Source organism: Pseudomonas sp. R3-18-08 (assembly GCF_003852065.1).
Taxonomy (GTDB): domain Bacteria; phylum Pseudomonadota; class Gammaproteobacteria; order Pseudomonadales; family Pseudomonadaceae; genus Aquipseudomonas.
The window spans coordinates 4336347-4349889 of sequence record NZ_CP027729.1 but is presented as its reverse complement, the minus strand read 5'-3'; the positions used below and the strand labels follow the sequence as shown (position 1 = coordinate 4349889).

At 62.1% G+C, this 13543-nt stretch carries 9 protein-coding genes; 7 read left to right on the top strand and 2 right to left on the bottom strand.

Annotation, left to right across the window (positions count from 1 at the left end; translation table 11 throughout):
* The first annotated feature begins 2 nt into the window (after positions 1-2).
* Positions 3-680, top strand: a complete 678-nt coding sequence (locus tag C4J92_RS19890) for a response regulator (protein WP_010208358.1) — start codon at positions 3-5, stop codon at positions 678-680.
* Positions 677-2023 (top strand): ATP-binding protein, encoded by a 1347-nt coding sequence (locus tag C4J92_RS19885; protein WP_124368038.1) that lies wholly within the window; start codon positions 677-679, stop codon positions 2021-2023. The genes C4J92_RS19890 and C4J92_RS19885 overlap by 4 nt, the downstream gene beginning before the upstream one ends.
* 138 nt (positions 2024-2161) lie before the next feature.
* Here C4J92_RS19885 and C4J92_RS19880 read toward each other — a convergent pair whose 3' ends face one another.
* On the bottom strand, positions 2162-3160 hold the full coding sequence (locus C4J92_RS19880) for an AraC family transcriptional regulator (RefSeq protein WP_124405029.1): 999 nt from the start codon (positions 3158-3160) through the stop codon (positions 2162-2164).
* Positions 3161-3500: 340 nt separating this feature from the next.
* On the opposite strand from C4J92_RS19880, the gene C4J92_RS19875 reads away from it, so the two are divergent.
* The 5 genes from C4J92_RS19875 to C4J92_RS19855 all read left to right on the top strand — a co-directional run bounded on the left by C4J92_RS19875 (position 3501) and on the right by C4J92_RS19855 (position 9439).
* Positions 3501-4832: a dicarboxylate/amino acid:cation symporter gene (locus tag C4J92_RS19875; RefSeq protein WP_124364023.1), complete on the top strand. Its 1332-nt coding sequence runs from the start codon at positions 3501-3503 to the stop codon at positions 4830-4832.
* Between the two features lie 254 nt (positions 4833-5086).
* Complete coding sequence (locus C4J92_RS19870) at positions 5087-5554, top strand: (2Fe-2S)-binding protein (RefSeq protein WP_124405028.1); 468 nt, start codon at positions 5087-5089, stop codon at positions 5552-5554.
* Complete coding sequence (locus tag C4J92_RS19865; protein ID WP_124405027.1) at positions 5551-7872, top strand: xanthine dehydrogenase family protein molybdopterin-binding subunit; 2322 nt, start codon at positions 5551-5553, stop codon at positions 7870-7872. The genes C4J92_RS19870 and C4J92_RS19865 overlap by 4 nt, the downstream gene beginning before the upstream one ends.
* Positions 7872-8858 (top strand): XdhC family protein, encoded by a 987-nt coding sequence (locus tag C4J92_RS19860; RefSeq protein ID WP_124405026.1) that lies wholly within the window; start codon positions 7872-7874, stop codon positions 8856-8858. The genes C4J92_RS19865 and C4J92_RS19860 overlap by 1 nt, the downstream gene beginning before the upstream one ends.
* Positions 8855-9439, top strand: a complete 585-nt coding sequence (locus C4J92_RS19855) for an NTP transferase domain-containing protein (protein WP_124405025.1) — start codon at positions 8855-8857, stop codon at positions 9437-9439. Before C4J92_RS19860 ends, C4J92_RS19855 begins: the two co-directional genes overlap by 4 nt.
* Before the next feature lie 174 nt (positions 9440-9613).
* Here C4J92_RS19855 and rne read toward each other — a convergent pair whose 3' ends face one another.
* The gene (gene rne / locus C4J92_RS19850) at positions 9614-12790 is read right to left on the bottom strand and encodes a ribonuclease E (protein ID WP_218567082.1); all 3177 of its coding nucleotides are present in this window, start codon (positions 12788-12790) and stop codon (positions 9614-9616) included.
* Positions 12791-13543: the final 753 nt, after the last annotated feature.

Here is a 13543-nt window from a genome sequence, read left to right as displayed (position 1 = left end):
TTATGAAATTGCTGGTGGTGGAAGATGAGGCGTTGTTGCGTCATCACCTGTTTACCCGCCTGACCGACAGCGGCCACGTCGTCGAGGCTGTGGCCAATGCCGAGGAAGCCCTGTACCAGACCGGCCAATTCAATCATGACCTGGCGATCATCGACCTGGGCCTGCCCGGCATGGGCGGCCTGGACCTGATCCGGCAACTGCGCACCCAGGCCAAGACCTTTCCGATCCTCATTCTTACCGCCCGTGGCAACTGGCAGGACAAAGTCGAAGGCCTGGCTGCCGGTGCCGACGACTACGTGGTCAAACCGTTCCAGTTCGAAGAGCTGGAGGCGCGGATGAACGCCTTGCTGCGCCGCTCCAGCGGCTTTACCCAGTCCACCATCGTTGCCGGCCCGCTGCTGCTGGACCTCAATCGCAAGCAAGCCTCGCTGGATGAGCAGCCGCTGGCGCTGACCGCCTATGAGTACCGGATCCTCGAGTACCTGATGCGCCATCATCAACAAGTGGTGGCCAAGGACCGCTTGATGGAGCAGCTGTATCCCGATGACGACGAGCGCGACCCGAACGTCATCGAAGTGCTGGTCGGTCGCCTGCGCCGCAAGCTGGAAGGGCCGGCCGGGTTCAAGCCGATCGACACCGTGCGGGGCCTGGGCTACCTGTTCAATGAGCGCTGCCGTTGATTCGCTCGCTACGCGTGCGCCTGATGCTGGCCGCCGCCACCCTGGCGGTGCTGTTCATGTTGGGCTTGCTGCCCGCCATGCAAGGGGCGTTCAGCCTGGCGTTGCAGGATTCCATCGAGCAGCGCCTGGCGTCGGATGTGACCACCTTGATCTCTGCGGCACGCGTGGAAAATAACCGGCTGCTGATGCCGGCGCAGTTGCCCGATGAACGCTTCAACCTGACCGACAGCCGCCTGCTCGGCTATATCTACGACCGTGAGGGCCACCTAGTGTGGCGTTCGCGGGCGACCCAGGAAGAAAACATCAACTACAAGCCGCGTTACGATGGGCGCGGCAACGAATTTGCGCGCATTCGCGAGGCCAACGGCCAGGAATTTTTTGTCTACGACGTCGAGGTCCGGTTGCTGGGCGGCAAAAGTGCGGCCTTCAGCATCGTCGCCCTGCAACCGGTGCGCGAGTACCAATTGACCCTCGAAGGCCTGCGCGAGAATCTCTACCTGGGGTTCGGCGCGGCGTTGCTGGTGTTGCTGACGTTGCTGTGGCTTGGCCTGACCTGGGGCCTGCAGGCCTTGCGGCGGCTGAGCCAGGAACTGGACCAGATCGAAGGCGGCACCCGCGAAAGCCTCAGCGAAGAACATCCTCGGGAACTGCTGCGCCTCACCGGTTCCCTCAACCGTTTGCTGCACAGCGAACGCGAGCAGCGTGCGCGCTATCGCGACTCTCTGGATGACCTGGCCCATAGCCTGAAAACCCCGCTGGCCGTACTGCAGGGGGTCAGCGAAGACATGGCCCAGCGCCCCGAAGAACGCAGCCAGGCCTGGGTGCTGCAATCGCAGATCGAGCGCATGAGCCAGCAGATCGGCTATCAATTGCAGCGCGCCAGCCTGCGCAAGAGCGGCCTGGTACGCCACCAGGTCCGCCTGGAACCGGTGCTGCAAAGCCTGTGCGACACGTTGGATAAGGTTTACCGGGACAAGCGCGTCACCGTCTCCCTCGAGCTGCCCGATGAGTGCGACGTGCCCATCGAGAAAGGCGCCCTGCTCGAAATGCTCGGCAACCTGCTGGAAAACGCCTATCGCCTATGCCTGAGCGAAGTGCGCATCAGCCTGGTGGAAAACCTTGAAGGCATTGAGTTGTGCATCGAAGACGACGGCCCCGGCGTGCCACCGGATCAGCGCGCGCGGATTCTGCAGCGGGGCGAGCGGCTCGACCGTCAGCATCCAGGGCAGGGGATCGGGCTGGCGGTGGTCAAGGACATCATTGAAAGCTATCACGCACGACTGACCCTGGGTGATTCGGCGCTGGGTGGCGCGGCGTTCAGGATTCATTTTCCGGCCGTGTGATCGGTAGTGACTGGGCTGGCGCTATCGGGGGCAAGCCCCCTCCCACAGTTTGAATGTATTCACAAATCAAACTGTGTGAACCCAGTTAAATGTGGGAGGGGGCTTGCCCCCGATGAGGCCCTCTGCCACAACACTCTTCTAACTCTCATGCGCCCGATAGGCCCCCGGCGTGAGCCCCGTCCACTTCTTGAATGCCCGATGAAACGCCGACGGCTCGGAGAAGCCCAGTTGTTCGGCGATCTCCTGTAATGACAAATCCGCTCGCCCCAAGTGGTAGATGGCGATGTCCCGCCGCAGCTCGTCCTTGAGTGCCTGAAAACTGCTGCCTTCTTCGCGCAAATGCCGACGCAGGGTCTGTGGGCTGATATGCAAGTGCTGGGCAACGGCTTCCAGGTCTGGCCAGGGCGTGCGGTCGCGGCTCAACAGGCGGCGTAACTGGCTGCTCAAGCTGTCGCCTTCATCCGGGCGTGACAACAGGTCGGCGGGGGAGCGCTCAAGAAAGTGCTTGAGGGTGCGCTCGTCCTGCAACAGCGGCAGGCTCAAGTAGCGGGCGGGGAACACCAAGCTGCTGTTCGGTGCACCGAATACCAGGGGGCAGGGGAACAACAGGTCATATTCATTGGCGTGTGGCGGCATCGGGTAGCTGAACGTGGTCTGGTGCAACCGGATGCGCTGGCCGATCAGCCAACTGCCCAGGCGATGCCAGATTACCAGCAGGCATTCGCTGAGAAAGTGGTGCGGGTCCCAGAGTTGCGAGTCGTCCAGGCTCAAGCGGGCCATGTCGCCTTCCCGTGTCAGCTGCCAGCGCGGGCCGTGTGGGAATAGGCTATAAAACAATAAGCCGCGTTCCAGCGCCTTCTCCAGCGTGCGGCAATGAATCAGCGCATGGCACATCATGGCAAAGGTGCCGCGCTTGCTTGGCCCGTCGGCGAAACCCAGGTATTCGTCATCCAGCGCCAGCCAGAGCATTTGCAGCAACCGGGTAAATTGCTCCGGAGCGATACGCGCACGGGGTTCGCTCAGCAGTTCGGGGGTGATGCCCGCCTGCTGCAACAGGCCCGAGTAGTCGTAACCGCCCCGACGCGCGCCCTCCAGGGCGGCGCGGGCGAAGTGACTGGCGATGGTGCGTTCACGCATGACAGGGCCTCGTCCATGGGAGTGGCGATGGTAGTCATCACCCGTCGAGGCGACAAGGCGGATATCCGCCAAATTGTAGGACGCGATGGGGCAGCTAGGCGGAAATCCGCCACCTGGTTGGTGTCCAGAGCAGGTCCCGGTAAGCCTTCGAGCCTGATGCCTAAAGGCCTTCAGGGTGTTTAGCGTAAAGTGGCGCGCCGTTTGCAGTAAGGATGGCAGCGCAGGCTTGTTCCTACAGGTCTCGCAAACAACAAATCCCTCCAGTGCAGGAGGGTTCGCAATTCAAGTGTCGTGGGCAATGGCGGATATTTGCCACACGGGACGATTGAGGAACTTTGCAATGACGACTCGTCAGCCAATCTACAAATCCCTGTATTTCCAGGTGATCGTTGCAATCGTTATCGGTATTTTGCTTGGTCACTTCTACCCGCAGACCGGCGTGGCCCTCAAGCCACTGGGTGACGGCTTTATCAAGCTGATCAAAATGGTCATCGCCCCGATCATTTTCTGCACCGTGGTCAGCGGCATCGCTGGCATGCAAAGCATGAAATCGGTCGGCAAGACCGGCGGCTATGCGCTGCTGTACTTCGAAGTGGTTTCCACCATCGCGTTGCTGATCGGCCTGATCGTGGTCAACGTCGTGCAACCGGGCGCCGGCATGCACATCGACGTGGCAACCCTGGACGCTTCCAAAGTCGCCGCCTACGTGACGGCCGGTAAAGACCAGAGCATCGTCGGCTTTATCCTCAATGTGATCCCTAACACCATCGTCGGCGCCTTCGCCAACGGCGACATCCTGCAAGTGCTGATGTTCTCGGTGATCTTCGGTTTCGCCCTGCACCGCCTGGGTGCCTACGGCAAGCCGGTGCTGGACTTCATCGATCGCTTCGCCCACGTGATGTTCAACATCATCAACATGATCATGAAGCTCGCGCCAATCGGTGCCCTGGGCGCCATGGCATTCACCATCGGCGCTTACGGTGTGGGTTCCCTGGTGCAGTTGGGCCAGTTGATGATCTGCTTCTACATCACCTGCCTGCTGTTCGTGCTGGTGGTGCTCGGCGCTATCTGCCGCGCCCACGGTTTCAGCGTGATCAAGCTGATCCGCTACATCCGTGAAGAGCTGCTGATCGTGCTGGGCACGTCGTCTTCCGAATCCGCACTGCCACGCATGCTGATCAAGATGGAGCGTCTGGGCGCGAAGAAATCCGTGGTCGGCCTGGTGATCCCAACCGGCTACTCGTTCAACCTTGACGGTACCTCGATCTACCTGACCATGGCCGCCGTGTTCATCGCCCAGGCGACCGACACGCACATGGACATCACTCACCAGATCACCCTGCTGCTGGTGCTGCTGCTCTCCTCCAAGGGCGCTGCGGGTGTGACGGGCAGTGGTTTCATCGTACTGGCTGCCACCCTGTCGGCCGTCGGCCACTTGCCAGTTGCCGGCCTGGCGCTGATCCTGGGTATCGACCGGTTCATGTCCGAAGCCCGCGCGCTGACCAACCTGGTAGGTAATGCCGTTGCCACCCTCGTTGTGGCCAAGTGGGTCAAGGAACTGGACACCGACAAGCTGCAAAGCGAACTGGCGTCCGGCGGTACTGGTATCTCCGACACCCGCCAGGAAGACGACCTGGGCGTGGCCGAAGGCCCTGCACCTGTCATCAAGTAAGCCACTGATGGCGTGAACCTGCGCCGCTCGGTTATCCGCAAACGCCCCGACCCGTTCGGGGCGTTTGCGTTTGCGCGCGGTGACTTTCGAGCGTTTTGGTTTACATTACGTGGATGCTCCACCAAAGGCCCGGTGAAGACCTGTCTTCACAAGAGAGCCTCCTCAGCCTGAGCCAATCTGTGCGCACCGAACCGCGTGACCCCATGCAACAGATTGCTCGCCCCTAACCATGCAATGAACAGGCGGGCGTGCCCATGATTACCCTGAAACTCAACGGCCAAGACCATCAACTGGACGTCACCGAAGATATGCCGCTGTTGTGGGCGATTCGCGATGTGGCGGGCTACAACGGCACCAAGTTCGGTTGCGGCATGGGCCTGTGCGGTGCCTGCACCATTCACATCGACGGTGCGCCCGCGCGCAGTTGCATCACCCCGATCGGCGCGGTCAAAGGCCAGGCCATCAGCACCATCGACAACCTGCACACCGATCCTGTCGGCCAGGTGGTGCAGCAAGCCTGGCTCGACACCGCCGTCGCCCAATGCGGCTATTGCCAGGGCGGGCAGATCATGTCGGCCACCGCGCTGCTGAAAACCCACCCCAACCCCAGTGATGAACAGATCGAAGAGGCGATGGTCGGCAACATCTGCCGCTGCGGCACCTACAACCGGATCAAGACCGCGATCCGTCAGGCGGCCACGCACCTGGGGGCCAAGGCATGAGCCGGTTACCCGCTGATTTCGTGCTGAATAACCTCAGTCGTCGCGGCTTTCTCAAAGGCGCGGGCGCCACCGGTGCGCTGGTGATCGCTGCCAGCTGGGGCCTGCCTGACGCTTTCGCAGCTGATGCGGTCAAGCAATATGGCGGCGATGCAATGCCCAATGGGCTGATCGACGACCCCAAGGTCTACGTCAGCATCGCCACCGACGGCACGGTGACCGTGGTCTGCAACCGTTCGGAGATGGGCCAGGGCGTGCGCACCAGTCTCAGCCTGGTGGTGGCCGACGAGCTGGAGGCCGATTGGGCCAAGGTGAAGGTCCAGCAAGCGCCGGGCGATGAGGTGCGTTATGGCAACCAGGACACCGACGGCTCGCGCAGCATGCGCCATTGGTACGAGCCGATGCGGCGTTGCGGCGCCAGTGTGCGGGCGATGCTGGAGCAGGCCGCTGCCGAGCAGTGGAAGGTCCCGGTCAGCGAGTGCCGTGCGCAATTGCACAAGGTGATCCACCAACCGAGCGGTCGTGAGCTGGGCTATGGCGAGTTGGCCACTGCGGCCGCTGCGCTGGCCGTTCCCGCACGCGACAGCCTGCGGCTCAAGCAGCCAACGGAATTTCGCTATATCGGCAAAGAAGGCGTCAAGGCCATTGATGGCGTCGACATCGTCAACGGCAGCGCCGTCTACGGTGCCGACGTGCATTTCGACGGCATGCTCTACGCCACCATTGCACGGCCGAAGGTATATGGCGGCAAGGTCAAATCCTTCGATGCCAGTGCCGCGATGAAAGTCCCTGGCGTGATCAAGGTGCTGGAAATCGAAAGCCGGCCGATCCCCTCCGAATTCCAGCCCCTCGGTGGCGTGGCCGTGGTGGCCAGCAATACCTGGGCGGCGATCAAGGGCCGTGACGCGCTGAACATCGTGTGGGACGACGGCGTCAACGCCGGCTACAACTCCGTCGACTACCGCAAGGAGCTGGAGGCCGCTGCCCGCCAGCCCGGCAAAGTGGTGCGCAACACCGGCACCCTCGACCAGGCCATGGGCGCTGCCGACAGCACCTTGGAGGCCGCCTACTACCTGCCGCACCTGGCGCAGTCGCCGATGGAACCGATGGTCGCCGTCGCCCGTTTCGACAAGGGCCAGTGCGAAGCCTGGGCGCCGAGCCAGGCACCGCAAGTCACTCGCGAGCGCATCGCCGAGCGCCTGGGCGTGCCCTTCGATAACGTCACGGTGCACGTGACCTTGCTGGGCGGTGGTTTCGGGCGCAAATCCAAGCCGGACTTCATCATCGAAGCCGCCGTGCTGGCCAAGCAGTTTCCGGGCAAAGCCGTGCGCGTACAGTGGACCCGTGAAGACGATATCCACAATTCCTACTTTCATACCGTGTCCGCCGAATACCTTAAAGCCGGCCTGAATAAAGACGGCCTGCCTGCCGCCTGGCTGCACCGCACGGTAGCGCCGAGCATTACCGCGCTGTTCGCGCCGGACATGAACCACGAAGCGGCATTCGAACTGGGCATGGGCTTTACCAATATGGCTTACGCCATTCCCAACGTGCGCCTGGAAAACCCTGAAGCGGCGGCGCATACCCGTGTGGGTTGGTACCGTTCGGTGTCAAACATTCCCCACGGTTTTGCCATCCAGAGTTTTGTCGATGAGCTGGCGCACAAGGCCGGCCAGGATCCATTGCAGTACCAGCTCAAGTTGCTCGGCCCGGACCGTCAGATCGATCCGAAAACCTTGAGCGACGAGTGGAACTACGGCGAATCCCCCGATCGTTACCCGATCGACACCGCGCGCCTGCGTGGCGTACTGGAAACCGCCGCCAAGGCCGCCGGCTGGGGGCGCAAGCTGCCCAAGGGGCGTGGGCTGGGGCTGGCGGTGCACTACAGTTTCGTCACCTATGTGGCAGCGGTGATCGAGGTGGAAGTCAAAGACGACGGTACGCTGATTGTGCACAAGGCCGATATCGCCGTGGACTGCGGCCCGCAGATCAACCCCGAACGCATCCGCTCGCAGTTCGAGGGCGCGTGTGTGATGGGCCTGGGCAACGCGGTGCTGGGCGAGATCAGCTTCAAGGACGGTAAGGTCCAGCAGGACAATTTTCATATGTACGAAGTGGCGCGCATGTCCCTGGCGCCCAGGCAGATCGCCGTGCACCTGGTGACGCCAACCGGCGAGGTGCCGTTGGGTGGTGTCGGTGAACCGGGCGTACCACCGATTGCGCCGGCGTTGTGCAACGCGATCTTCGCAGCGACCGGCCAGCGCATCCGTAACCTGCCGGTACGCTATCAATTGCAGGGTTGGCAGGAGGCGAAAGCCTGATGGACAGTGTGGATCTGAATGTCTTGCGCAGCGTGCTGCAATGGCGCCGCGCCGGGCAACGCGTGGTGTTGTACAGCGTGGTGCAGACGTGGGGCAGCGCGCCGCGCCCACCGGGGGCGATGTTGGCCTTGCGCGGCGACGGGGTGGTGATCGGTTCGGTGTCCGGCGGCTGCATCGAGGACGATTTGATCGCGCGCTTGCAGGATGGCCGTTTGCCTGACGACGGCCCGCCTGTGCAGTTGGTGACCTACGGCGTTACTCGCGATGAGGCGGCGCGTTTTGGCCTGCCCTGCGGCGGCACCCTGCGCCTGACCGAAGAACGGGTGGAAGAGTGGGACTGGGTGGAGCAATTGCTGGCGCGCTGCGAGGATCATCAGATTGTCGCGCGGGAGCTGAACCTGGCCACCGGCAAAGTGACCCTCAGCCCTGCGAGCAAGACCGATGTGGTGACCTTTGACGAGCAGCGCCTGCGCGCCATCTATGGGCCGCGCTGGCGTCTGCTGCTGATCGGCGCTGGGCAACTGTCGCGTTACGTCGCGGAAATGGCGCGCCTGCTCGACTTCGAAGTGCTGATCTGCGACCCGCGCGAAGAGTTTGTCTACGGTTGGGAGGAACAACACGGCCGCTTCGTGCCGGGCATGCCCGATGAAGCGGTGCTGAATATCCAGACCGACGAACGCACGGCGATTGTCTGCCTGACCCACGATCCGCGCCTGGACGACATGGCTTTGCTCACGGCGTTGAATTCCAGCGCGTTCTACATTGGCGCCCTGGGCTCGCGGGTCAACACGCAAAAGCGTCGGGAAAACCTGGCGGCGCTGGGCTTGTCGGCGGACGCAATCGCGCGCTTACATGGCCCCATCGGTTTGCACATCGGCAGCCATACGCCGGCGGAAATCGCACTGTCGCTGATGGCGGAAATCGTCGCGATCAAGAACGGCGTGGCGCCCCTGCAGAAAAAGCCGCTACCGGTGGTTGCCCAGTGACAGTGACGGCAATAGTGCTGGCGGCGGGGCAGGGCAGTCGCTTTCGTGCTGAGGCCGGGGCTGATCAAGACAAGTTGCTTTCAGATTGCATGGGTTTGGATGGTGTGACGCGAGCGGTTATCGAGCAGGTGTTGGTGAACCTGCCGGCGACGCTTGTTGAGCGTTGGGTGGTGACTTCACCGGAACGCCTTGAGGTAATTCGGTTGGCAGAGGCACATGGTTGTAAGGTCCTGCTGCTGGAATCGGCCGGTATGGGCGATAGCATTGCCGCCGCTGTCACGGCCAGTGCTTCGGCAGAGGGCTGGCTAGTGGTACTGGGGGATATGCCGTTTATTCGTTCCGCGACGATCGAGCGTGTGCTGGCAGATCCGGGAAGCATCACTGTGCCGGTGCATGCCGGACAGTATGGGCATCCAGTCGCTTTCAGCCGTGTATTTGGGCCTGCATTGATGGCATTGGCCGGCGACCGTGGCGCGAAGGCTTTGTTTGCACTGGCACAGGTGCGAGGCGTGCCGGTGGATGATCCTGGCGTGCTATGGGATGTGGATGTGCCGCAACAGTTGAGTTTCAGCGCTGACTGAATGTGGGAGGGGGCTTGCTCCCGATGGCGGTATGTCAGCTCATGGAGGTGTTGGCTGATCCACCGTTATCGGGAGCAAGCCCCCTCCCACCTTTGAACAGCCGTGTGTTCGATTTTTTTGCAATAAAAAGCCCCGCCTGATTGCTCAGACGGGGCTTTTTAATGGCCGATGGAATCAGACGAGGGGTTTAGGCTCGTGCTCTTCTTCCTGGGCCTTGTGCTCTACCGACGCGGCAGCAGCGGCGGCAGCCTCGGCTTCCTTGCGGCGACGACGCACTTCACGTGGGTCGTTCGGTGCACGGCCGTTTTCAGTCAGGGCGCTTGCCGGTGCAGCTTCAACCACCGGAGCGGCGACTTCGGTCACTACCGGCGCTTCAACCACGGGTGCAGGCTCTACGACTGGGGCTGGCTCAACCACGGGGGCAATTTCGACCTCTGGGGTCGGCTCGGCCACTACGACATCTGCAACCGGAGCGGGTGCCTCTTCTACCACGGGGGCAGGAGCGGGCGCTTCAACCGGAGCGGCAGGTTCGGCAGTCCATTGGAAGGCGGTCTGTTCTTCGCGAACTTCACGCACCACTGGAGCAGCTTCTTCAGCAACCGGTGGCTGCTCGGGCGCTTGAACCACTGGCTCAGGCTCGACGACCGGGGCGACTTCAACGGCAACCACTTCGGTCACGGGTTGAGCGTCGCGAACCGGTGCCACTTCCACTTCCGGAACCACTGGGGTTTCGATTGGGGTAGTGGCTTCCACCACCGGTGCTTCAACCACTGGAGTCTCGCCAACGGGTGCTTCTACCGCAGCGGTCTCTTCGAAAGCAGCAGTCTCTTCTACAGCGGCGGTAGCGCGTTCAGCCTGCTCATGAGCCTGGGCTTCAGCTGGTGCGCTGATGACCGAGCTGGCCACGGCGGCAGTCACGGCCAGGCCGGCAGCCAGTTCGTCACCGGTCGGTTCGTGATTGCCAGCTTCTGCGTTCTCGCCGGCTTCTTCCGAGCCTTCGATCACGTTGCCGTTGGCATCACGTTGACGCTCACGACGGTTGCTGCGACGACGCTGACCACGGGAGCGGCGGCGTGGACGATCGCCTTCGGCGTTGTCCTGGCCATCTTCCTGCAGTTGCTCTTCGCCGGTCAGCACTTCTTCTTCGCTGGCGGCAGCGGCTTGTTCGGCGCGCGGTTGACGCTCTTCACGCGGAGCGCGTGGTTGACGTTCCTCACGTGGCGCGCGTTCTTCACGCGGCTGACGAGTCGGGCGTTCTTCGGTGATTGCGGTTGCGGCTGCGGCAACGGCAGGTGCCGCGTCCAGAGGCTCGCGCAGTTCGCGCACACGTTCTTCACGCTCGCCACGCGGCTTGCGGTCTTCACGCGGGGCACGTGGGGTGCGCGGTGCACGCTCCTCGCGAGGTGCGCGTTCTTCACGGGCTACGGTCGGGGTTTCTTCACGGGCTTCGCGAGGTGCACGCTCTTCACGTGGCGCGCGTTCTTCACGCGGAGCACGTTCTTCGCGCGGCTTGCGCTCTTCGTCGCGGCGACCGTTGCGGTTACGGCTCTGCTGACGACCGTTGCGACGCTCTTCGTTGCGCGCAGGGCGTTCGGCGGCGGTTTTTTCAACCACAACCGGCGCGGCGGGCTCTTCCTTGGTGGCGAACAGGCTGACCAGGGATTTCACCAGGCCTTTGAACAGGCTTGGCTCAGGCAGGGCGGCCGGCGCGGCAACCGGAGCGGCGGCTTCAACCGGAACCGGTGCGTTGGCGCGGGCCGGTGCGGTCTTCACGGCGGCTTCCTGGCGAACCAGGGTGCGGGTCGCAGCGGCTGGCTGGACTTCTTCCACTTCGGCAGCGGCAGCAGCGATTTCGTAGCTGGACTGGCCGCTGTGGGCTTCCGGGCTGTCATCGCGCAGGCGCTGCACTTCGAAGTGCGGCGTCTCGAGGTGATCGTTCGGCAGGATGACGATACGGGCACGGGTGCGCAGTTCGATCTTGGTGATCGAGTTGCGTTTTTCGTTGAGCAGGAAGGCCGCAACCGGAATCGGCACTTGTGCGCGAACTTCGGCGGTGCGGTCTTTCAGGGCTTCTTCTTCGATCAGACGCAGGATCGCGAGCGACAGCGATTCAACGTCACGGATGATGCCGGTGCCGTTGCAACGCGGGCAAACGATGCCGCTGCTTTCACCCAGAGACGGGCGCAGGCGCTGACGGGACATTTCCAGCAGACCGAAGCGCGAGATGCGGCCGACCTGCACGCGGGCACGGTCAGCTTCCAGGCATTCGCGGACTTTCTCTTCCACGGCGCGCTGGTTCTTGGCCGGGGTCATGTCGATGAAGTCGATCACGATCAGGCCGCCGATATCACGCAGGCGCAGCTGGCGGGCGATTTCTTCAGCCGCTTCCAGGTTGGTCTGCAGGGCGGTTTCTTCGATGTCGCTACCCTTCGTGGCGCGCGCCGAGTTGATGTCGATGGACACCAGGGCTTCGGTCGGGTCGATCACGATGGAGCCACCGGAAGGCAGTTCGACTACGCGCTGGAAAGCGGTCTCGATCTGGCTTTCGATCTGGAAACGGTTGAACAGCGGAACGCTGTCTTCGTACAGCTTGATCTTGCTGGCGTACTGCGGCATCACCTGGCGGATGAAGGTCAGGGCTTCGTCCTGGGCTTCAACGCTGTCGATCAGCACTTCGCCGATGTCCTGGCGCAGATAGTCGCGGATGGCGCGGATGATCACGTTGCTTTCCTGGTAGATCAGGAAAGGCGCGGAGCGATCCAGGGAGGCTTCTTTGATGGCGGTCCAGAGTTGCAGCAGGTAGTCGAGGTCCCACTGCATTTCTTCGCTGCTGCGGCCCAGGCCTGCGGTGCGCACGATCAGGCCCATGTCGGCCGGAGCGATCAAGCCGTTCAGCGCTTCACGCAGTTCGTTGCGCTCTTCGCCTTCGATGCGACGGGAAATACCGCCGGCACGCGGGTTGTTCGGCATCAGCACCAGGTAACGGCCAGCCAGGCTGATGAAGGTGGTCAGGGCGGCGCCCTTGTTGCCACGTTCTTCTTTCTCGACCTGAACGATGACTTCCTGGCCTTCGCTCAGGACGTCCTTGATGTTCACCCGGCCTTCGGGGGCCTTCTTGAAGTATTCGCGGGAGATTTCTTTGAGGGGCAGGAAGCCGTGGCGCTCGGAGCCGAAATCGACAAAGGCAGCCTCAAGGCTAGGTTCGATGCGAGTAATACGGCCTTTATAGATGTTGGCCTTCTTTTGCTCGCGGGCACCGGATTCGATATCCAGGTCGTAGAGGCGTTGGCCATCTACCAGTGCAACACGCAACTCTTCGGGTTGGGTTGCGTTAATCAGCATTCTTTTCATGTTGTACCGTCGGTTTCCGGGCTGCCGGAAACGGCGTTCGGCACACACGACTTCTCACGGTCGGTGTCAGGTGCGTCAAGAGTGGTTGGCCACTCCAGTGTCCAGCAAAACCTGCCAATTGGGCGGGTATCGCGACGGACGCGTCCTGCTTGTTAGCGGTGGTGACAAAGGCACCACTTCAACAAAAGCTAAGGTCAGGAGGAGGAATCAACCGGCGACTGTGGACGAGATGAAGCGTCTAAATATAAGCCTAGTGCTACACGGTCCGACGGTTGTGCATCTCCACCCTACACGTATCCCTGATAATTCGGGTGCTGCCGCGCGCAGAATCCGCAGCGGGTTGGCATTTACCGTGTTCTCCAATGGGGAGTCCACGCTCATGGCTAAACAAGACTAGGTGTGGGCGACTGCGCTCGCACTCAGCTCTTAACAGGCGTTGTTTCCGAAGCATTCGCCATGGTCTGGCTCGAGACTGACTGCACTTTGTGAACTGGCCGTAAATATCGGCGCGCAAGGCGAGTATTCACTCTGCTTTGCGCACTCGCTTCAGGCCTCATGTCACCTGCGCTTGTTACAATCTCAAGCCTTCCAAGGTGGCGAATGCCCCGTAGGACGGCCTCGCGTCCTGATGAATTGCGATGGTCAGGGCCGGCAGTTTGCCGCAAGTCCTCTGTCCAGGCCGCTTTTGGCGGCGTTCGCGACTATAGCAGCAATGATTAAGTGCTTCAATTCCATAAAAAATTGTTATCATCG

Excerpts from the sequence above, each read along its gene's own strand:
- C4J92_RS19890 (WP_010208358.1), top strand. The coding sequence starts at position 3 with ATGAAATTGCTGGTGGTGGAAGATGAGGCGTTGTTGCGTCATCACCTG.
- C4J92_RS19880 (WP_124405029.1), bottom strand. The coding sequence starts at position 3,160 with ATGCGTGAACGCACCATCGCCAGTCACTTCGCCCGCGCCGCCCTGGAG.
- C4J92_RS19875 (WP_124364023.1), top strand. The coding sequence starts at position 3,501 with ATGACGACTCGTCAGCCAATCTACAAATCCCTGTATTTCCAGGTGATC.
- C4J92_RS19870 (WP_124405028.1), top strand. The coding sequence starts at position 5,087 with ATGATTACCCTGAAACTCAACGGCCAAGACCATCAACTGGACGTCACC.
- C4J92_RS19865 (WP_124405027.1), top strand. The coding sequence starts at position 5,551 with ATGAGCCGGTTACCCGCTGATTTCGTGCTGAATAACCTCAGTCGTCGC.
- C4J92_RS19860 (WP_124405026.1), top strand. The coding sequence starts at position 7,872 with ATGGACAGTGTGGATCTGAATGTCTTGCGCAGCGTGCTGCAATGGCGC.
- rne (WP_218567082.1), bottom strand. The coding sequence starts at position 12,790 with ATGAAAAGAATGCTGATTAACGCAACCCAACCCGAAGAGTTGCGTGTT.